The organism is Streptosporangium sp. NPDC003464 (assembly GCF_053588315.1).
In genome coordinates this window covers 26,112-45,217 of sequence record NZ_JBSFPS010000042.1, presented here as the reverse complement: position 1 = coordinate 45,217, position 19,106 = coordinate 26,112, and the positions used below count along the sequence as shown (strand labels likewise).

The window sequence follows — 19,106 nt, the reverse complement described above, 5'->3', positions numbered from 1 at the left end:
ACCCGACGACCGGCGAGCTCCTGCGCTCGGTCACCACGATCCTCTCCCAAGGCTCCCCGAAGGAGGCGCTCGTCCATTGGGCCGGGCGACTCGTGCGACGCCCTCGATGGCGCCCTTGCCGTACTCCTCGCGGGCGGTCCCGCGGGCCAGGCGCTTCTCGATCGAGTACGACAGGAAGGTGGGGATCTCCGCGCCGCCGCCCGGCAGCGCCCCGAAGGGGAAGCCGAGCGCGGTGCCGCGCAGCCACGGCCGCCAGGACCTCGACCAGTCGGAGCGGCCGAGGAAGGCCCGGCCCACCGGGATGACCTCCGGCTCGCTGTGCCGCAGCCGGGAGGCGACGTAGAGCACCTCGCCCAGCGCGAACAGGCCGACCGCGACGATCACCACGTCGATGCCGTCGAGCAGCTGCGGCACGCCCAGGGTCAGCCGCGCCTGACCGGTCTGCTGGTCGATGCCGATCAGCCCGATGACCAGGCCGAGCCCCAGCGAGGCCAGCCCGCGCACGACCGAGCGCGACAGCACCGACGACACCGCGGTGAAGGCCAGGACGGCCAGCGCGAAGTAGTCCTCGGGGCCGAAGGAGATCGCGAAGTCCACCACCAGCGGGGCCGCGACGACCAGCAGCCCGGTGGCGATCGTGCCCGCGACGAAGGAGCCGATCGCGGCGGTGGCCAGCGCCTGGGCGGCCCGGCCGCGCTTGGCCATCTTGTTGCCCTCGAGCGCGGTGATCATCGAGGAGCTCTCACCGGGCGTGTTGAGCAGGATCGAGGTGGTCGACCCGCCGTACATGCCGCCGTAGTAGATGCCGGCGAACATGATGAACGCGCTGGCCGGGGGGACGGTGAAGGTGATCGGCAGCAGCAGCGCCACCGTCATGGCCGGGCCGATGCCGGGGAGCACGCCGACCAGCGTGCCGAGGGTGACCCCGACCAGCGCGTAGAGCAGGTTGACCGGGGTCAGCGCGGTCGCGAACCCCTCCATCAGGAGCTGGAACGACTCCACCTAGACCACCCCCGACAGCAGCCCCGCGGGCAGCGTCACGCCCAGGCCCTTGACGAAGGCCAGGTAGGTGACCGTGGACAGCACGATCGCGATCACACCCGCGTGCAGGCGCCGGGTGGCCCCGAGCACCACGGAGAGGCCGAAGAAGAGCAGCGCCCCCGCGATGATCCAGCCGAGCAGGTCCAGCAGCCCGGCGAAGGCCAGGAAGATCACGCTCACCAGCGCGACCGTCCGCCAGTCCGCCCGGGCGCCGGCGTCGACGTCCTCGCTCTCCTCGGGGTCGCCGTGGCCGCCCCGGATCACGTCGATCACGTAGCACAGCCCGATCAGCAGCAGCGCCGAGCCGACGAGGACCGGGAAGAACCGGGGCCCCAGCCCGAGCGAGGAGCCCGCGGCGCTGACGTCCGCGGTCCCCAGGATCACGAACGCGCCCAGCCCGAGGACGATCAGCGCCAGGACGAGCTCGGGCCGCCGCCATGAGTGCGCCGGGGCGGCGCCACGCTCGGTGGCGCCGGCCGGATCTTCGGTGGAGTACATCAGGAGACGAGTCCCATTTCCGCGATGATGGTCTTGACCTTGGCCTGCTCGGCCGCGAGGTAGTCGGCGAACTGCCGGCCGGTCTGGAAGGAGTCGATCCAGCCGTTCTTGGCCACCGCGTCCTTCCACGCCTGCGAGTCGTGCATCTTGGTGACCAGGTCGGTCAGGGTCTTCTTGGCGGCGTCGTCCAGTCCGGGCGGGGCCACGAACCCGCGCCAGTTGGCCAGCTCGACGTCCAGGCCGCCCTCCTTCAGGGTGGGCGCGTCGACGCTGTCGAGGCGGGCCGGCGAGGTCACGCCGAGGGCCCGGAGCTTGCCGGACTTCACGTGTTCGGCGAACTCGCCGATGCCGGAGACGCCCATCGCGACCTTGTTGCCCAGCAGCGCGTTGAGCGCCTCGCCGCCGCCGGAGTGGGCGATGTAGTTGACCTGCTTGGGGTCGATCCCGGCGGCCTTGGCCATCAGGCCCGCCACGATGTGGTCGGTGCCGCCGGCGGAGCCGCCCGCGATCGCGATCTTCGCCGGTCCGGCCTTCCACGCCGTCACCAGGTCGGCCAGCGACTTGTACGGCGAGGCGGCCGGGACCACGATGATCTCGTACTCCTCGGTCAGCTTCGCGATGGGCGTGGTCTCGGCCAGCGTGACCTTCGACCTGTTCTGCTCCACCGCGCCGAGCATGACCAGGCCCATGGTCATCAGCAGGTTGCCGTTGCCCTTCTCCCCGGCGAGCTGGGCCAGGCCGATGGTGCCGCCCGCCCCGGGGACGTTGTAGACCTCCACCTTGCGGGACGGGTCCGCCGAGGTGATGGCCTGCTCCGCGGTGCGGGAGGTCTGGTCCCAGCCGCCGCCGGGCGAGGCCGGGGCCATGATTTTCAGCGTGCCGACGCTGGAGCCCGAGCCCGCCCCCGAGCCGCACGCGGTGAGGGCGGCGAGGGACAGGGCCGCCAGGGCGGCGAGTCTCCGAAGACGCATGGTCAACTCCAAACAGCTTGAAGAAAAGCGTGGTGAGGATGCTGAGCGTCCCAGATAACGGTGTCGATCCTTTGCGAGCTTGCCGTCGTATCGGTCGTATTGGTCGCGCCGGTCACGGCCGCCGCGACCGCGCTGTTATCTCCAGCTGCTTTCATGGTCCCTGACCAGGGAGTTCACTCGTGCGACGCATTCTCAACGCCTCCCTCGGCACCCAGCTGTTCATGCTGCAGACGGTGATCGTTTTCCTCGCGGTGGGCGGAACGGCGGGCGTCTGGATGGAACACACCCGCAGCCAGCTCGACCGGCAGTACCAGCAGCGCGCGCTGGCGATCGCCGAGTCCGTCGCCGGGCTGCCCCAGGTCCGCGAGGCGTTCACCCGGCCCCGGCCGGAGGTGAGCCTGCAGCCGATCGCGGCGGGGGTGCAGGCGGCCACCGGCGCCGACTACGTGGTGATCGCCAACCGGGAGCAGATCCGCTACGCGCACCCCAACACGGCCCTGATCGGCAAGCGGCTGTCCACCGACGGCTCGGAGATCCTGACCAGCGGCCGGACCTGGACCGGCATCCAGACCGGCACCCTCGGCCGCTCCGTGCGCGGCAAGGCGCCGATCTTCGACTCCTCCGGCCGGGTCATCGGCCTGGCCTCGGTCGGGGTGCTCCAGGACACCGTCGCCGAGGAGCTCGGCTCGGCGCTGCCGCCGCTGCTGTGGACCGTGCTCGCCGTGCTCCTCGCCGGATCGGCGGCCGCGGGGCTGATCGCCCGGCGGGTCCGCCGCCAGACCTTCGGACTGGAGCCCCGGGAGATCGCCGCCCTGCTCGAACAGCGCGAGGGCGTGCTGCACGGCGTGAAGGAGGGTGTGCTGGCCCTCGACCTCCAGGGCAGGGTGACGCTGGTCAACGACGCGGCCCGCGACCTGCTCGGTCTCTCGGCCCACGACGTCGGGCGGGAGCTGCGCGAGATGCCCCTGTCGGACCGGATGCGGGACGTGCTGGACGGCGCGGACCCCGGCGACGACCGGGTGGTGCTCCACCGCGACCGGGTGCTCGTGCTCAACCGGACCCCGGTGGCGGTCCGCGAGCAGCCCAGCGGCTGGGTGGTCACCCTGCGCGACCGGACCGAGCTGGTACGGCTGGCGCGCGAGCTCGACCAGGCCAGCAGCACGACCGACGCGCTGCGCGCCCAGGCCCACGAGTTCGCCAACCGGATGCACACCGTGGTCGGCCTGCTGGAGCTCGGCGAGCACGAGACGGCCGTCAACTACATCACCCAGACCTCCGAGGCCTACGGCCGGTACGCGTCCGGCATCCGGGAGAAGGTCGCCGACCCGACCCTGGCCGCGCTGCTGCTGGCCAAGTCGGCCGAGGCGGCCGAGCGGGGCGCGTCCCTGGTGCTCGCCGAGGACTCCCGGGTGGAGGAGGGCATGCTCGGCGACCCCCACGACGCGGTGCTGGTGGTGGGCAACCTGGTGGCCAACGCCCTCGACGCGCTGGAGGAGGTCGGCGGCACGGTCGAGGTCTCGGTCCGCGCCGAGACCGACGGCCTGCACGTCCGGGTCGGCGACTCCGGGCCGGGGATCACTCCCGGCCTGGCCGAGGAGGTCTTCCGCGAGGGCTTCACCACCAAAATCGCACACGCGGGCCCGCGCGGTCTCGGCCTGGCCCTGACCCGCCAGGCGTGTTCGCGCCGGGGCGGCTGGGTGCGGGTGCACAACGCCGACGGCGCCGTCTTCACGGCCCTGCTGCCCCGGCGCGAGGACCCGGCCGGGGCCCCGCCGCGGGCGGCCGGACCGGTTGGGCGGGGAGGCGACGGGCGGACCGGGCGGGGGGACGACGGGCCGGCCGGGACCCCGCCGCGGGCGGCCGGGCGGGGGGACAACGGGCGGGCCGGGCCGACCGGGCCGACCGGGCGGACCGGTGGGCCCGGTGGGACCGCGGACCGGGGGGCGCCGCGATGATCCGCGTGCTCGTCGTGGACGACGACTTCATGGTGGCCAGGATCCACAGCGGCTACGTGGCCCGGGTGCCCGGGTTCACGGTGGTCGACGCCGTGCACACCGGCAGGGCGGCGGTCGCGGCGGTCGCCGAGCACCGCCCCGACCTGGTGCTGCTGGACATCTACCTGCCGGACATGTCCGGACTCGACGTCCTCACGACGCTCAGGGGCGTGTCCCACCCGGTCGACGTCCTGGTGATCACCGCCGCGCGCGACGTGGACACGGTCCGCGCGGCCATGCGCGGCGGCGCGGTGAACTACCTGATCAAGCCCTTCACCGCCGGGGCGCTCACCGAGCGCCTCGGCCAGTACGCCGTCACCCGCAGGCAACTGGCCGCCGTCGGGTCCGAGGTCCGCCAGGACGAGGTGGACCGGTTCTTCGGCGCGGCCAGGGGAGGGCCGCCGCCGCTGCCCAAGGGACTGTCGGCCACCACCTGCGGTCTGGTCGCCGACGCGCTCAGGGAGACCGGCACCGACGTGTCGGCGGCCGAGGCGGCGGCGCTCACCGGGCTGTCCAGGGTCAGCGCCCGCCGCTACCTGGAGTATCTGTGCGCGGCGGGCCAGGCCGAGCTGAGGCCGAAATACGGCACCGCCGGGCGGCCCGAGCACCGTTACCGGTGGACGGGCTGATTCGTTACTGCTTTTCGGGCCTCGGCCGATGGATCTGGTTTAGGGTTGACACCGGTAAAAATCGCAGAGCAGCAGGAGGTACCGGAGGCCGTGCGGAACGCCGGAGCGTCGATAGACCCACCGACGGACCCGTTCGCGGCGGTGCCCCTCCCCTCGCGCCCGGTCCGGCCGGGCGCCCGCGATCCCGGCCAGCCTCCCGGCGAGCGGCCCAAGGGCGGGTCGCGGCTCCCGCCGGGCGTCTCGCCCGACATCTTCGGCCCCTCCGGAGGCGACCGGCCCGGGGGACCCTCCGGGTTCGGCCGGCCCCCCGGGCCCGGCACCGGGCCGGCCGGGCTGCCGCCCGCGGCCGCGCCGCCCCAGCCCTGGCAGATGGCCACCCCGCCCGAGCGGCCCCTCCCGCAGCGGTCCCCGCGCGAGGAGCCCCCGCCCGGCGGTGACGGAGAGGCCCGGCAGCCGGATTCGCCCCGTTACGAGGATCCGCCACGCCGTCGCCGGGGCCGCAGAATCGCCGTCGCCGTCACGCTCCTGCTGCTGCTGGCCGGCCTCGCCTACGCCGTGCCCGCCGTCGTGATGTCCGGCAAGATGCTGCCCGGCACCCGCGTCCACGGCGTCGACATCGGCGGCCTGACCGCGACCGAGGCGGCCGACAAGCTCAGGGACCGGCTGCCCGGCGAGGCGGGCGAGCAGATGATCCTGCGGGCGGCGGGCAGGAAATACTCCATCGATCCCGGGAAGGCCGGGCTGGAGTTCGACGTCGTCGCCACCATCGACCAGGTCTCCAGCGGCTTCCCCACCCCGATGGAGGTCTGGCGGGCACTGACCGGCACCACCGAGCTGAGCCCCAAGGTCTCCGTCGACCCCGAGCGGATGCAGAGCACCGTCACGGCCCTGGCCAAGAAGATCGACCTCAAGGTCCGCGAGGGCGCGGTCACCTTCGAGGGCGTCAAACCGGTCGCGGTGACCCCCCGCGACGGCCGTGAGCTGGAGCGGGAGGCCGCGGCCCGGGCCATCGGGAAAGCCTTCCTGGGGCCGGCCGGCGAGGTCGAGCTGCCCGTCTCGGTGATCAAGCCCAGGGTGACGGCCGAGGTCGTCAAGGAGACCGCCGCCGACGCGGACAAGGCCCTGTCCGGCCCGCTCACCCTGACCCACGCGGGCAGGCGGGCCCAGCTCCCGGTGGAGACCCTCGCCGCCCACCTGTCCTTCGAGCCCGACAACTCCGGCGGCATGCGGCCGGTGTTCGACGCCACGAACGCGGTCGCGACCGTGGAGGGCAAGCTCGTCGACCCGGCCCTGGCCCCCCGGGAGCCCACCTTCCGGATCGTCGGCGCCAGGCCCGAGCTGGTCCCCGGCCGCAGCGGCAAGGGGATCGACGACGGCAGGCTCGCCGAGGACGTGGCGCGGCTGGTCGCCGAGGGCGGCAGCCGGACCGTCCCCGTCACCCTCACGACCGTCCAGCCCCGCATCTCCGAGGCCGAGGCGCGCAAGCTCGGCATCAAGGAGAAGGTCAGCGAGTTCACCACCCCGTACGACTGCTGCCTGCCCCGGGTGACCAACATCCGCACGATCGCCAAGCTCCTGGACGGCTACCTGGTCAAGCCCGGCGAGACCTTCTCGCTCAACGGCGTCATCGGCCAGCGCGACACGGCCCGGGGCTTCGTCCCGGCGCCGATGATCCAGGGCGGCCGGCTGGTCGACTCGGTGGGCGGCGGCATCTCCCAGTTCGTCACCACCATGTACAACGCGGTGTTCTTCGGCGGTTTCGAAGACGTCCAGCACGTGGCGCACGAGTTCTACATCTCCCGCTACCCGGCCGGCCGCGAGTCCACGGTCTCCTGGCCCGCGCCGGACTTCCGCTGGAAGAACGACTCCAAGTACGGCGTGCTGGTGAAGACCTCCTACACCGACACCGGGGTCACGGTCGCCTTCTGGAGCACCAAGCGCTACGACATCGAGTCGATCTCCTCCGAGCGCTACGACCTCACCCCGTTCAAGAGCGCGACCGACAGCGGCCCCGGGTGCATCCCGATGGCCGGCCAGCAGGGCTTCACGATCGACGTGACCCGGATCTTCAAGCAGGACGGCAAGGAGGTCAAGCGGGAGACGGAGAAGACCGTCTACAAGCCCGAGACCGACCTCAAGTGCGTCCCCGCCGCCACCCCCACCCAGGACGACCAGGCCGACACCCCCGCCCAGGACGGCCAGGACGAGTAGTCCCGCGGCCCGCCGGCCGCGCGCGGCGGTTCACGCACGCGCTCCCGGGGCCCGCCGGCCGTGCGTGCGGGCACGCGCGGCCCGGCCCCGCGGACGCTACGGCGTCACGACGAGAAGGCGGTCGTCTCCCGGGCGGGGGGTGCCGCGGCCGTCCTTGTTGCTGGTGCCGATCCACAGAAGGCCGCCGGGTGCGGCGGCGACCGCGCGGAGCCTGCCGTACCGGCCCTCGAACCTGGCTACGGGGGTCCCGGCCGTGCCGTCGGCGGCGAGGGGGACCTGCCAGAGCCTGGCGCCGCGCAGGGCGCCGACCCAGAGGGAGCCGTCCGCGTAGGCCATGCCGGAGGGGGACGCCTCGTCGGTGCTCCAGGTGACGACCGGGTCGACGTAGCGGGAGCCGCCGCCGACGCCCTCGACCTCCGGCCAGCCGTAGTTGCCGCCCTTCCTGATGAGGTTGATCTCGTCGAACGCGTCGGACCCGAACTCGCTGGCGTACAGGCGGCCGGACGGGTCCCAGGCCAGGCCCTGGACGTTGCGGTGACCGTAGCTCCAGATGACGTTCCCGAACGGGTTGCCGGGGGCGGGCCTGCCGTCCGGTGTCATGCGCAGGACCTTGCCGGCCAGCGAGCCGAGGGCCTGGGCCAGGGCCCTGTCCCCGGTCTCGCCGGTGGTGGCGTAGAGATATCCGTCGGGGCCGAAGGCCAGCCGGCCGCCGTTGTGGATGGCGCCCTTGGGGATGCCGTCGAGGATCACGGTGGCGCCGGTCAGGCCCCGGTCGTAGCGGTAGCGCACGATCCGGTTGTCCCGGGCGGAGGTGAAGTAGAGGAAGACCAGGCGGTCCTTCTCGAAGGTGGGGGAGACCGCCACGCCCAGCAGGCCGCCCTCGCCGTCGGGGCGGACGCCGTCGACCGTGCCGACCTCGGTGGTCCTCCCGGCCGCGGTGACCCGCAGCAGCCGGGCGGTGTCGCGCTCGGCCACCAGGGCGTCGCCGCCGGGCAGGAACGCCACCCCCCAGGGCACGGCCAGATCCTCCACCAGGGTGCGCGGCCGGCCGGGGGGAGCGCCGGTCACGGTGGCGGCCGGGGCCCGCGCCGTGTCGGCGGACCCGGCAGAGGGCGCCGAGCATCCTGCCGACAGCGCCGCCACCAGAGCCGCCACCAGGGCCGAGGCCGGGATGGGAGCCAGCTGTGCCATCCGGGACATGCGAACCTCCTCCTTCATTCATACCGCTGTGTACGGCGGGAGGTTCCAGGACTTTCCCTTGGATAATGCAGCCATGAAGATCTGGGTGCCCTCCGAAGCCGCCGCCGACGTCCTGAGCGATCTACCCGATGTGGAGTGCGTCGTCTACGACGGCACCGGGCCGGTCCCCGACGGGGCCGAGGAGGTGGAGGTCTGGATCCCGCCGCTGCTGACGGTGGCGCGGGTGCCGGAGCTGCTCGGCCGGATGTCCCGGCTGCGTCTGCTGCAGACCGTCACGGCGGGGGTGGACGCCTACCGGCCGCACCTGCCGGAGGGCACGGTGCTGTGCAACGCGCGGGGCGTGCACGACGCCGGGACGGCGGAGTGGGCGGTGGGAGCCATGATCGCCGTGCTGCGGGAGTTCCCCGGCTTCGCCGCCGCCCAGCGGGAGGGCGAGTGGACCTACCGCCACACCGGCGTGCTGGCCGACTCCACGGTGCTGATCGTCGGCTACGGCTCGATCGGCGAGGCGCTGGAGCGGCGGCTGGACGGTTTCGAGGTGGACGTCATCCGGGTGGCGAGGACCGCGCGGGGGCAGGTGCACGGCCAGGACGAGCTGCCGGAGCTGCTGCCCCGGGCGGACGTGGTGGTGCTGCTGGTCCCCTCCACCCCCGCGACCGCCGGGCTGGTGGACGCGGACTTCCTGGCGGCGATGAAGGACGGCGCCGTGCTGGTGAACGCGGCCAGGGGCGGGGTGGTGGACACCGGCGCGCTCGTCACCGAGCTGGAGAAGGGCCGGATCATGGCCGCGCTCGACGTCACCGATCCCGAGCCGCTGCCCCCGGGGCATCCGCTGTGGACGGCGCCGGGGGTGTTCATCACCCCGCACGTCGCGGGCAGCACCCCGGCGTCCGGGCGGCGCCTGCTGAGGCTCCTCCGCTCCCAGCTCCTGCGATATCTGGCGGGCGAACCGCTCAAAAACCTGATTACCGGCTCATACTGACTGTGATCTGTAACGTTCTTGGCCCGTTCCTACCAGGTATTTACTGACCGCTGTCCGTACCGACCGGGAAAGGAATCCGGACCGTGGCTGCCTCGTGACCTCCGGTGCGTACGGTGATTAACTGCGATCCTGATCGCTCGCATGGTTATCAGATCGGTGACGACTGCGGCGTTGTCACCACCCGTACCGGCCGGAGAGCACACACTGGCCGTGTGCCGTCGCGGAAGCGAGACGAACCGACACTGATGGGCAGACGACATTGATCCGCTGGCGTGACCCCCGGGTAGCGCTGACCGCCGCCGCCGCGACCGGCGCGGTGGGGCTCGTTGCCGCCCTTCTCAGTGGTGCTCCGGCCGTGATCGTCGGCGCGGTGGCGGGTGTCGTCGCCGCCGCGATCGCCGCCGTCTCGCTGTCCGTCGCGGTCGTGCGGGGCGCCGACCGGCGCAGGGCGCCGGCCTGGCGCTGGCTGGCCGGTGGCTCGGTCACCTGGCTGGTCGGGATCGGGGTGCGGCCGCTCGCGGACGGCACGCCCTTCGTCGTGACCTTCGCCGACCTGGTGGTCCTCGTCGGCACGGCGATGCTCACCGTCGGCACCGGCCTGTCGGCCACCCGGCCGTCGCACGGGCGCGCGCTGCTGCGCGACCTCGCCGACTCCTACATGTGCGCCGCCTCGCTCTTCGTGATCGGCTGGGTCCTCCTGCTGGGCCCGGCCTACCGCCACGCCGACGACGCGGGCACCTTCGCGGTCACCGTCGCCCCGCCGCTGGTGTGCCTGATCCTCGCCTGTGCCGTGGGCCCGGTGGTGGTGCCGGTCCGGCGCTCGGCCTGGCCGATGGGCCTGGCGGCGCTGGCCGTGCTGGGGGCCATCACGGCGGCCGAGACGGTCACCGCGCTGGCCCGGGTGGGCGACGCCCCGTCGCCGCTCGGGGTGTGGCCGGCGCCGGCGGCCTTCCTGCTGCTCGCGGCGGTCCCGTGGAGCCGGCGCACGGCACGCGCCATGGACCCCGACAACGACCGGCGGCCGTCCGTCGGCCCCGCCGCCTCCTCGCTGATCGCGGCCCTGCCGCTGATCCTCGTCGCGCTGGCCACCGTGGTTGTGCTCCTGCGCGTGCTCGGCGGCCGGGTGCAGGGGCCGGTCGTGGTCCTGGCCGTCGTGGCGGCGTCGATCGTCGGCGTCCTGGTGGTGCGCATGTTCGTGGTGCTGCTGGAGACGGGCCGGATGCGGCGCCTGGTGGACCTCGGCGAGCGGCAGCTCCAGGACCTGGCCGAGAGCACCGGCGACGTGGTCCTGCTGTGCGACTACGACGGCGTGGTGCGGGAGATCGGCGAGGGCGTCGAGATCACCTACGGCTACCGCCCGGAGGAGCTGGTCGGCCGGACGGTCTTCGACTACATCCACCCCGAGGACGCGCCCGGCATCCAGGTGGCGCTGCGCGCGATGAGCCTGGACGAGGAGCCGGTCGAGGCGCCGGGCACCTGCATGATCGCCTGCCGGGTCCGGGCCGCCGACGGCACCTGGCGGCCCACCGAGTCGGTCGCCACCCGGCACGTGCGCGGCGAGGACCTGCTGCTGGTCACCACCCGTGACGTCAGCGACCAGGAGGCGCTGCGCAACCAGGTCGCCCACCTGACCTTCCACGACGGCGTCACCGGCCTGCCGAACCGGGCCTACTTCGAGGAGCGCACCCGCGAGGTGCTGGTCCGTCCCGGCGCGAGCAGCGCCGTCGTGGTGTTCCTGGACCTGGACGGCTTCACGGCGGTCAACGACTCGGTCGGCCACGCCAGCGGCGACTACCTGCTCGGTCAGGCCGCCCGCAGGCTCCGCGCCGCCGTACGGGCCGACGACACCCTGGCCCGCTGGGGCGGCGACGAGTTCGCGGTGCTGCTGGAGGCCGCGGTGGACGCCCAGACGGCGGTGGACCTGGCCGAGCGGCTGGTCCGCACGGTCTCCTCCGAACCGTTCCGGGTCGCCGACCGCGACGTGGCGCTGACCGCGAGCGTCGGGGTGGCCTTCGCCGACGACGACGTGTCCTCGGCCGACCTGATCCGCAACGCCGACGTGGCGATGGCCAGGGCCAAGGACCTCGGCGGACGCCGGGTCGAGGTGTTCGCCGCGCACATGCACGCCGACGTGGTGCGCCGCCTGGAGCTCGCCGCCGACCTGCAGCGGGCGCTGCTGGAGAACCAGTTCGCCATCGAGTACCAGCCGGTGGTGGACCTGGCCACCTCGCGCGTCACCGCCGTCGAGGCGCTGGTGCGCTGGTGGCGGGGGAGCGCGTTCGTGCCGCCCGAGCAGTTCCTCGGCCCGGCCGAGGACACCGGCCTGATCGTCCCGCTGAGCGAGTGGATCCTGCGTGAGGCCTGCCGGGAGGTGGCCGCCTGGCGCGCGTCCTCCTGGGACATCGGGCTGTCGCTCAACCTGTCGGCCCGGCAGATCATGGCGCCGCGCTTCGTGGAGACCGTCGAGTCGGCGCTAGCCGAGAGCGGCCTGCCGCCCAGCGCGCTGACCCTTGAGGTCATCGAGGAGATGCTGGTCGAAGACGCCGAGGAGACCATCACCCGGCTGTCGGAGCTGCGCCGGCTCGGAGTACGGCTGGCCATCGACGACTTCGGCACCGGCTACGCCTCACTGGCGTTCCTGAGGCAGCTCCCGGTGGACATGATCAAGATCGATCCGTCGTTCGTGTCCGGGCTCGGCCGCGACGAGACGCTGACGCTGCTGACCCGCACGATCGTACGGCTCGGCCACGATCTGGGGCTGATCGTGGTCGCCGAGGGCATCGAGCGCCCCGAGCAGCTGGAGCTGCTGCGCGAGATGGGCTGCACCCGGGGGCAGGGCTTCCTGGTGGCGCGGCCGATGGCCGCCCGCGGGGTCGACTCGCTCATGCGCACCAGCCTGTCCAGCCTGCACAGCGGCGTCTGACCGGCCAGGGCCGTCCCACGTGGCCCGGCCGGCTGGTTTCGCGCGGCGTCGGGCTGTTCCCGCGCGGCGCTCCCGGCCGGTCCCCGCAGGGTGTCCGGCCGCGTGGCGCGGCCGGTGACGGGTGTGTCCTTGCTCACCCCCCGGCCGTCCCGCCACTGCGGAGCCCGGCGAGGAGGGCGTCCGCCCCGTGTCCGCCATCTCGGACTTTGAGACTCCTGTCCCATGAATTTGACGCAGACACACTCTGTCGGCCATGGTGGAGCCATGCATCACAGTGGGATTCTCGTAGTACTTCGCCGGCGCGCAGGCCGATAGCGAAGCACTTCGACCTGCGCGCCGCCCCAGCTCCGCCGTTCCAGGCGGAATGGGGCATTTTTTATGCCGCCAAACTTGCTGAGCCATACAAGGAACGAGCCGATGACCGAACAGATGACAGGAGCCCAGGCCCTCGTCAGAGCGCTGGAGCACGTCGGGGTCGACACCGTGTTCGGGATCCCGGGCGGCGCGATTCTCCCCGCCTACGATCCCCTTTACGACTCGGCCAAGGTCCGGCACGTGCTCGTCCGGCACGAGCAGGGGGCCGGCCACGCGGCGCAGGGCTACGCGCAGGCCACCGGCAGGGTCGGGGTCTGCATGGCCACCAGCGGCCCGGGCGCGACCAACCTGGTCACCCCGATCGCCGACGCCTACATGGACTCGGTCCCGATCGTCGCGATCACCGGCCAGGTGCCCAGTAACGCCATCGGCACCGACGCGTTCCAGGAAGCCGACATCTCCGGCATCACCATGCCGATCACCAAGCACAACTTCCTGGTCACCGACCCGGCCGACATCGCCAGGACCATCGCCGAGGCGTTCCACATCGCCGCGACGGGGCGCCCGGGACCGGTGCTGGTCGACATCTCCAAGGACGCGCTCACCTCCAAGACGGTCTTCCAGTGGCCGCCGGTGATGCAGCTGCCGGGCTACCGCCCGGTGACCCGGCCGCACTCCAAGCAGATCCGGGAGGCGGCCAAGCTGATCGCCGACGCCAGGCGGCCCGTGCTCTACGTCGGCGGCGGCGTCCACAAGGCGCGGGCGGCGGCGGAGCTGATGGAGTTCGCCGAGCTGACCGGCATCCCCGTGGTCACCACGCTCATGGCGCGCGGCACCTTCCCCGACAGCCACCGCCAGCACCTGGGCATGCCGGGCATGCACGGCTCGGTGCCGGCGGTCGGGGCGCTGCAGCGCTCCGACCTGATCATCGGGCTCGGCGTCCGCTTCGACGACCGCGTCACCGGTGAGCTGTCCACCTTCGCCCCGCACGCCAAGATCGTGCACGCCGACATCGACCCGGCGGAGATCTCCAAGAACCGGCACGCGGACGTCCCGATCGTGGGCGACTGCAAGGAGGTCCTCTCCGAGCTGATCACCGCGGTGCGCAACGAGGACCGCAAGGGCGACTACAGCGAGTGGTGGACCCAGCTCGACGCCTACCGGGAGACCTACCCGCTGGGCTATGACGAGTTCGAGGACGGCTCCCTGGCCCCGCAATACGTCATGGAGCGGCTGAGCGCGATCGTCGGGCCGGACGCCATCTACACCGCGGGCGTCGGCCAGCACCAGATGTGGGCCGCCCAGTTCATCGGCTACGAGAACCCGGGCACCTTCATCAACTCCGGCGGCGCCGGCACGATGGGCTTCTCGCTCCCGGCGGCGATGGGTGCAAAGATGGGCAGCCCCGACACCACGGTCTGGGCCATCGACGGCGACGGCTGCTTCCAGATGACCAACCAGGAGCTGGCCACCTGCACCATCGAGGGCGTGCCGATCAAGGTCGCGATCATCAACAACGGCAACCTCGGCATGGTCCGGCAGTGGCAGACGCTGTTCTACAACCAGCGCTACTCCAACACCGACCTGCAGACGGTCCGCCGGATCCCCGACTTCGTGAAGCTGGCCGAGGCCTACGGCTGCGTCGGCCTGCGGTGCGAGCGGCCGGAGGACGTGGACGCGACCATCAAGAAGGCGATGGAGATCAACGACGTGCCCGTCGTGGTCGACTTCGTGGTCCACCAGGACGCCATGGTCTGGCCGATGGTGGCGGCCGGGACCAGCAACGACGACATCAAGTTCGCGCGCGACATGGCGCCGGTCTGGGACAGCGAGGACTAGCGGTGAGTGATCGAAGCGGACCGGCAGGCGGGCGCGGCTGCCCGGCGGACGCGCGGGCGGGCCGTCAGGCGAGGAGGAAGGCATGAGCAGGCACACGCTCTCCGTGCTGGTGGAGAACAAGCCCGGCGTGCTCGCGCGCGTCGCGTCGCTGTTCAGCCGCCGGGGGTTCAACATCGACTCGCTGGCGGTCGGGCCGACCGAGCACGAGGACATCTCGCGGATGACCATCGTGGTCAACGTCGAGGACCTGCCGTTGGAGCAGGTCACCAAGCAGCTCAACAAGCTGATCAACGTGCTGAAGATCGTGGAGCTCGACCCGGCGCAGGCCGTGCAGCGCGAGCTCACGCTGATCAAGGTGCGGGCCGACTCCGAGACCCGCTCCAGCGTGCTGGAACTGGTCAACCTCTTCCGCGCGCGGTGTGTTGACGTCGCCCCTGACGCGGTGACCATAGAGGTCACCGGCACGCCGGACAAGCTGCAGGCCTTCATCAAGCTCCTGGAGCCGTTCGGCATCAAGGAGCTCGTCCAGTCGGGCATGGTGGCCATCGGCCGCGGAGCCCGTTCCATAACCGACCGTTCGCTCCGGGCCCTGGACCGGACCGCGTAAGCAGAGAAACCTGAAAGGTTAAGCAAGTGACTGAGATCTTCTACGACGACCAGGCCGACCTGTCGATCATCCAGGGTAGGCACGTGGCCGTCCTGGGGTACGGCAGCCAGGGCCACGCCCACGCCCTGTCCCTGCGCGACTCCGGCGTCGACGTCCGGGTCGGCCTGCCGGAGGGCTCCAAGAGCCGGGAGAAGGCCGAGGCCGACGGCCTGCGGGTGGTCACCCCGTCGGAGGCCGTCGAAGAGGCCGACCTGACCATGATCCTGGCGCCGGACCACATCCAGCGGCACCTCTACGCCGAGCACGTGGCCCCGAACCTCGTCGAGGGCGACGCCCTCTTCTTCGGCCACGGCCTCAACATCCGCTACGGCCTCATCGAGGCCCCCGAGGGCGTCGACGTCGCGATGGTCGCCCCCAAGGGCCCCGGCCACCTCGTCCGCCGCCAGTACACCGCGGGCCGCGGCGTGCCGTGTCTCGTCGCGGTGGAGAAGGACGCCAGCGGCAGCGCCTGGGACCTCGCGCTGTCCTACGCCAAGGGCATCGGCGGCACCCGCGCCGGCGCGCTGAAGACGACCTTCACCGAGGAGACCGAGACCGACCTGTTCGGTGAGCAGGCCGTCCTCTGCGGTGGCGTGTCCGAGCTGATCAAGGCCGGTTTCGAGACCCTGATCGAGGCCGGCTACCAGCCCGAGGTCGCCTACTTCGAGTGCCTCCACGAGATGAAGCTGATCGTCGACCTGATGTACGAGGGCGGCATCCACAAGATGTACTGGTCGGTCTCCGACACCGCCGAGTACGGCGGCTACTCCCGTGGCCCGCGCGTCGTGACGCCGGAGACCAAGAAGGAGATGCAGCGCATCCTCGCCGAGATCCAGTCCGGCGAGTTCGCCAAGGAGCTGGTGGACGAGTTCGACGGCGGCCAGAAGAAGTTCACCGCCTACCGCGACGAGCTGGCCCAGCACCCGATCGAGAAGACCGGCGCCAAGCTCCGCCCGATGATGAGCTGGCTCAAGTAGCACCGAGCCGCCGGCGGCCCGTGGGTGAACGGGCCCGCCCGTACGGCGACGCCCCCGTGACGGTCATCCGTCACGGGGGCGTCGCCGTTCTCGTCGCTGTCGCTGTCGCTGTCGCTGTCGCTGCCGTCTCCGGCGGGGGCCGGGGCCCTACTCGGCGGCGAAGACCTGGGTCCAGTAGATCTGGCCCTTGGCGTTCTTGGCCGCGCCGACACCGATGAGGGTGTACTTGCAGTTCATGATGTTGGCCTTGTGGCCTGAGCTGTTCATCCAGGAGCCGACCACGGCGGCCGGGGTCGGCTGGCCCATGGCGATGTTCTCCGCCCAGCCCGACCCGCCGGTGAAGCCGGCCCCTCGGATGCGGTCCATGAAGCTGCGGCCGTCCTTGGAGGTGTGGCTGAAGTAGCCCTGCTCCGCCATGTCGGCCGAGTGGCCGTAGGCGGCCTTGCGGAGCTGCGCGTCGTGCTTGAGCGGCTGGCAGCCGCCCTTCGCCCGCTCGGCGTTGGTCAGCCGCACGACCTCGTTCTCCTCGGCCGTCCCCACGGTGCCGGCCGGCGGGGGAGTCGTGGGGGTGGGGGTCGCCGAAGGCTTGGGCGAGGAGGTCGCCGTGGGGATGGGGGTGGGGGTGACCGTGGGGGACGGCGTGACCGTGGGGGAGCAGGACAGCCTGGCGGCCTTGGAGGTGCCCGAGTGGCCGCGGTAGTCGGTGACGACCGCGTAGTAGACGCCGGGGGCGCACGGCAGCGCGACGGTGACCCGTCCGTTGCCGCCCCTGCGGGAGGCGCTTCTGACGACCGGGTCGGGGCCGGCCTCGGCGCGCTTGACGCGGATGCGGACCAGTGCGGTGTCGCCGCAGCCGAGCCGCGCGGCCGACGCCTGGATCTTCCCGGCGGCTGTGACGTAGGGAGCGGCCGCGTACACGCGGCATGCGGTCTGCGACGCCGTCGCGGCGTGGGCCGTGACCGGCGTGCTGAGTGCCGCCAGGCTCCCGAGGCACGCGAGTACCCCTAGCGGTCTGCGCATATCGGTTCCTCCAGTGGGGTGGACGCTGGATGGCTCCGCATTCTGTCGGTGACACATCCCCCTTGTCACTAAATTCCGGATATTAATTGTGAGTTCCAGGTAAACCGGAGTGGCATGAGAAGCGTCTGGGGCCGTTCCCACCTACCGCCTCCCCGCCGCCACGCGGCGGCGGGGAGGCGGCCGGCGGCTCAGCAGCCGACGGGCTTGAGCCAGGAGCACTCGACGTCGGCCGACTCCTGCGGAGCCTGGCGGAGCTGAACGCTCGCCACGTCGGCCGGGGCGGTCCGACTGAACTGGGCGAGGCGGATGGCGATCTTGTCCTCGATGTCCTTGGGGGAGCCGGACAGGAACTGGTTGAGCATGACGGAGAAGACCAGGGGCTCGTTGTCCGCGCTGGTCACGTAGCCGGACAGGGACGTGACACCGGTCAGCGAACCGGTCTTGGCGTGGACGTTGCCAGCGGCCGGGGTGCCGCGCATCCGGCTCCGGAGCGTGCCGCCGACCATCCGGTCGGGGTCACCGGCGATCGGCAGCGAGCCGTACCAGGTGGAGAACCAGGGCTTGGCGCGCAGCGCGATCAGCAGGCCGGTGACGCCGCCGGGGGTGAGACCGTCCACCCGGGACAGGCCGGAGCCGTCCCGCATGCGCAGCGTCGGCATGCCGTTGGCCCGGGCGAAGGAGGTGATGGCGGCGAGCCCGGCGCTCCAGGTGCCGGCCCCGGAGACCTTGCGGCCGATGGCCTTGGTCAGGATCTCGGCGTGCATGTTGTTGCTGAGCTTCATGAACGGCACGAGCAGCTCGCTGAGCGGCATCGACTCGTGCGAGACCACGGTGGCGGCTCCCTGCGGAGCCGCCTCGCGGGCGGTGGATCCCAGCACCCGCACGCCGTGCTTGGCCAGTGCCTTGCGGAAGAGCGAGGCGGCGTATCCGGTGGGGTCGTCGACGGCGACCCACTCGTCGTACTTCTCCGCGACGGTCCCGGTGATCACCACGGTGTTGGTGCTGTGCTGCCGCTCGACCAGCACGTCGGTCTCGGTCCCGGTCGTCGCCCGGTTGTCGATCTTCAGGTAGTCGGTCTCGGGAGTGGTGGAGACCTTGGCGGGCCCGCCCGCGGCGTCCCCGGGGGCGACCGAGACGATGACGCTCCCGGCGTCGTAGTCGGTGTTCGGCGAGGCGGTCAGCGCGGAGATCTGCGCCGCGTAGTAGTACGGCTCGTCGTCCCAGGCCCAGTCGGTGCCGAGCCGTACCGAGTCGAACCAGGTGTCGTCGGCGACCAGCTTGCCGGTGACCACCTTGATCCCCGAGGCGGCGACGCGGGCGGCCAGCGCGTCGTAGTCGGCGGCCAGGAGGGTCGGATCGCCGGTGCCCCGGAGGTAGAGGTTCCCGGCGAGGGCCGAGCCGGCCCGGCGGCCGCTGGACAGCACGCTCGTGGTGAAGCGGTAGTCCAGGCCGAGGGTCTCGACCGCGGCGGCCGAGGTCACCAGCTTGGCGTTGGAGGCGGGGGTGAGGATCTTGCCCGAGTCCAGGGCGTAGAGCTCCTCGCCGGAGGCGGCGCTCTTGACCACCACTCCCGCCCGTGCGGGGGTCAGCCGGGCGTCGCTGAGGATCTGGTCGATGTCCTTGACCAGATCGGTGACGCCGGAGGCGGGTTCGAGCGCGCTCGCCGGGGCCGAGGCCCAGGCGAGACTGGCGAGAAGGAGGGTGGAGACAGAGATTGTGGTCCGTCGTGAGGGGCGCACGGTTTCTCCCGGGGCCTAAGGGGGTTTGCGGAGATCATCGGGAATCGCGGGCTGGGTGACAATACGGAAATATTCGTATCTTTCGGACTGCCGAGCGGTCGCTTGCTGCGATTGAATGTGG

At 71.9% G+C, this 19,106-nt stretch carries 13 protein-coding genes and 1 pseudogene; 8 read left to right on the top strand and 6 right to left on the bottom strand.

Annotation, left to right across the window (positions count from 1 at the left end):
* Positions 1-93: 93 nt before the first annotated feature.
* From ACWDS7_RS12440 to ACWDS7_RS12430, 3 genes and pseudogenes are all read right to left on the bottom strand, one after another.
* A pseudogene (locus ACWDS7_RS12440) lies at positions 94-1,002 on the bottom strand (tripartite tricarboxylate transporter permease); the annotation flags it as partial.
* A complete protein-coding gene (locus ACWDS7_RS12435) occupies positions 1,003-1,539 on the bottom strand; it encodes a tripartite tricarboxylate transporter TctB family protein (protein WP_451929336.1) in 537 nt (178 codons plus the stop codon).
* On the bottom strand, positions 1,539-2,510 hold the full coding sequence (locus tag ACWDS7_RS12430; RefSeq protein WP_451929335.1) for a Bug family tripartite tricarboxylate transporter substrate binding protein: 972 nt from the start codon (positions 2,508-2,510) through the stop codon (positions 1,539-1,541). Before ACWDS7_RS12430 ends, ACWDS7_RS12435 begins: the two co-directional genes overlap by 1 nt.
* 179 nt (positions 2,511-2,689) lie before the next feature.
* Between ACWDS7_RS12430 and ACWDS7_RS12425 the strand changes: the two genes are divergently transcribed.
* The 3 genes from ACWDS7_RS12425 to ACWDS7_RS12415 all read left to right on the top strand — a co-directional run bounded on the left by ACWDS7_RS12425 (position 2,690) and on the right by ACWDS7_RS12415 (position 7,344).
* Positions 2,690-4,465 (top strand): ATP-binding protein, encoded by a 1,776-nt coding sequence (locus tag ACWDS7_RS12425; protein WP_451929334.1) that lies wholly within the window; start codon positions 2,690-2,692, stop codon positions 4,463-4,465.
* The gene (locus ACWDS7_RS12420) at positions 4,462-5,133 is read left to right on the top strand and encodes a response regulator (protein WP_451929333.1); all 672 of its coding nucleotides are present in this window, start codon (positions 4,462-4,464) and stop codon (positions 5,131-5,133) included. Before ACWDS7_RS12425 ends, ACWDS7_RS12420 begins: the two co-directional genes overlap by 4 nt.
* A gap of 90 nt (positions 5,134-5,223) precedes the next feature.
* Entirely contained in the window at positions 5,224-7,344 is a 2,121-nt protein-coding gene (locus ACWDS7_RS12415) for a VanW family protein (RefSeq protein ID WP_306864905.1), read from the top strand.
* Positions 7,345-7,440: 96 nt separating this feature from the next.
* On the opposite strand, the gene ACWDS7_RS12410 is transcribed toward ACWDS7_RS12415, so the two are convergent.
* Positions 7,441-8,544: a PQQ-dependent sugar dehydrogenase gene (locus ACWDS7_RS12410; protein WP_451929332.1), complete on the bottom strand. Its 1,104-nt coding sequence runs from the start codon at positions 8,542-8,544 to the stop codon at positions 7,441-7,443.
* Positions 8,545-8,617: 73 nt separating this feature from the next.
* Here ACWDS7_RS12410 and ACWDS7_RS12405 point away from each other — a divergent pair, with 73 nt between their 5' ends.
* The 5 genes from ACWDS7_RS12405 (at position 8,618) to ilvC (ending at position 16,226) form a co-directional block, all read left to right on the top strand.
* Positions 8,618-9,526 carry a 2-hydroxyacid dehydrogenase gene (locus tag ACWDS7_RS12405; RefSeq protein ID WP_306864910.1) on the top strand — a complete coding sequence of 303 codons (909 nt, stop codon included), beginning with the start codon at positions 8,618-8,620 and terminating at the stop codon, positions 9,524-9,526.
* A 262-nt stretch (positions 9,527-9,788) separates the two neighbouring features.
* Positions 9,789-12,449: a putative bifunctional diguanylate cyclase/phosphodiesterase gene (locus ACWDS7_RS12400; RefSeq protein ID WP_451929337.1), complete on the top strand. Its 2,661-nt coding sequence runs from the start codon at positions 9,789-9,791 to the stop codon at positions 12,447-12,449.
* Between the two features lie 378 nt (positions 12,450-12,827).
* Positions 12,828-14,603 (top strand): acetolactate synthase large subunit, encoded by a 1,776-nt coding sequence (locus ACWDS7_RS12395; RefSeq protein ID WP_306864914.1) that lies wholly within the window; start codon positions 12,828-12,830, stop codon positions 14,601-14,603.
* A gap of 82 nt (positions 14,604-14,685) precedes the next feature.
* Positions 14,686-15,210 (top strand): acetolactate synthase small subunit, encoded by a 525-nt coding sequence (ilvN, locus tag ACWDS7_RS12390; RefSeq protein ID WP_306864917.1) that lies wholly within the window; start codon positions 14,686-14,688, stop codon positions 15,208-15,210.
* Between the two features lie 35 nt (positions 15,211-15,245).
* Entirely contained in the window at positions 15,246-16,226 is a 981-nt protein-coding gene (ilvC, locus tag ACWDS7_RS12385) for a ketol-acid reductoisomerase (protein WP_306875543.1), read from the top strand.
* 147 nt (positions 16,227-16,373) lie between these two features.
* Here ilvC and ACWDS7_RS12380 read toward each other — a convergent pair whose 3' ends face one another.
* Positions 16,374-17,246, bottom strand: coding sequence for a CAP domain-containing protein (locus ACWDS7_RS12380; protein WP_451929331.1), 873 nt, complete (start codon positions 17,244-17,246; stop codon positions 16,374-16,376).
* A gap of 188 nt (positions 17,247-17,434) precedes the next feature.
* Complete coding sequence (gene dacB, locus ACWDS7_RS12375) at positions 17,435-18,985, bottom strand: D-alanyl-D-alanine carboxypeptidase/D-alanyl-D-alanine endopeptidase (RefSeq protein WP_451929330.1); 1,551 nt, start codon at positions 18,983-18,985, stop codon at positions 17,435-17,437.
* Positions 18,986-19,106 lie beyond the last annotated feature (121 nt).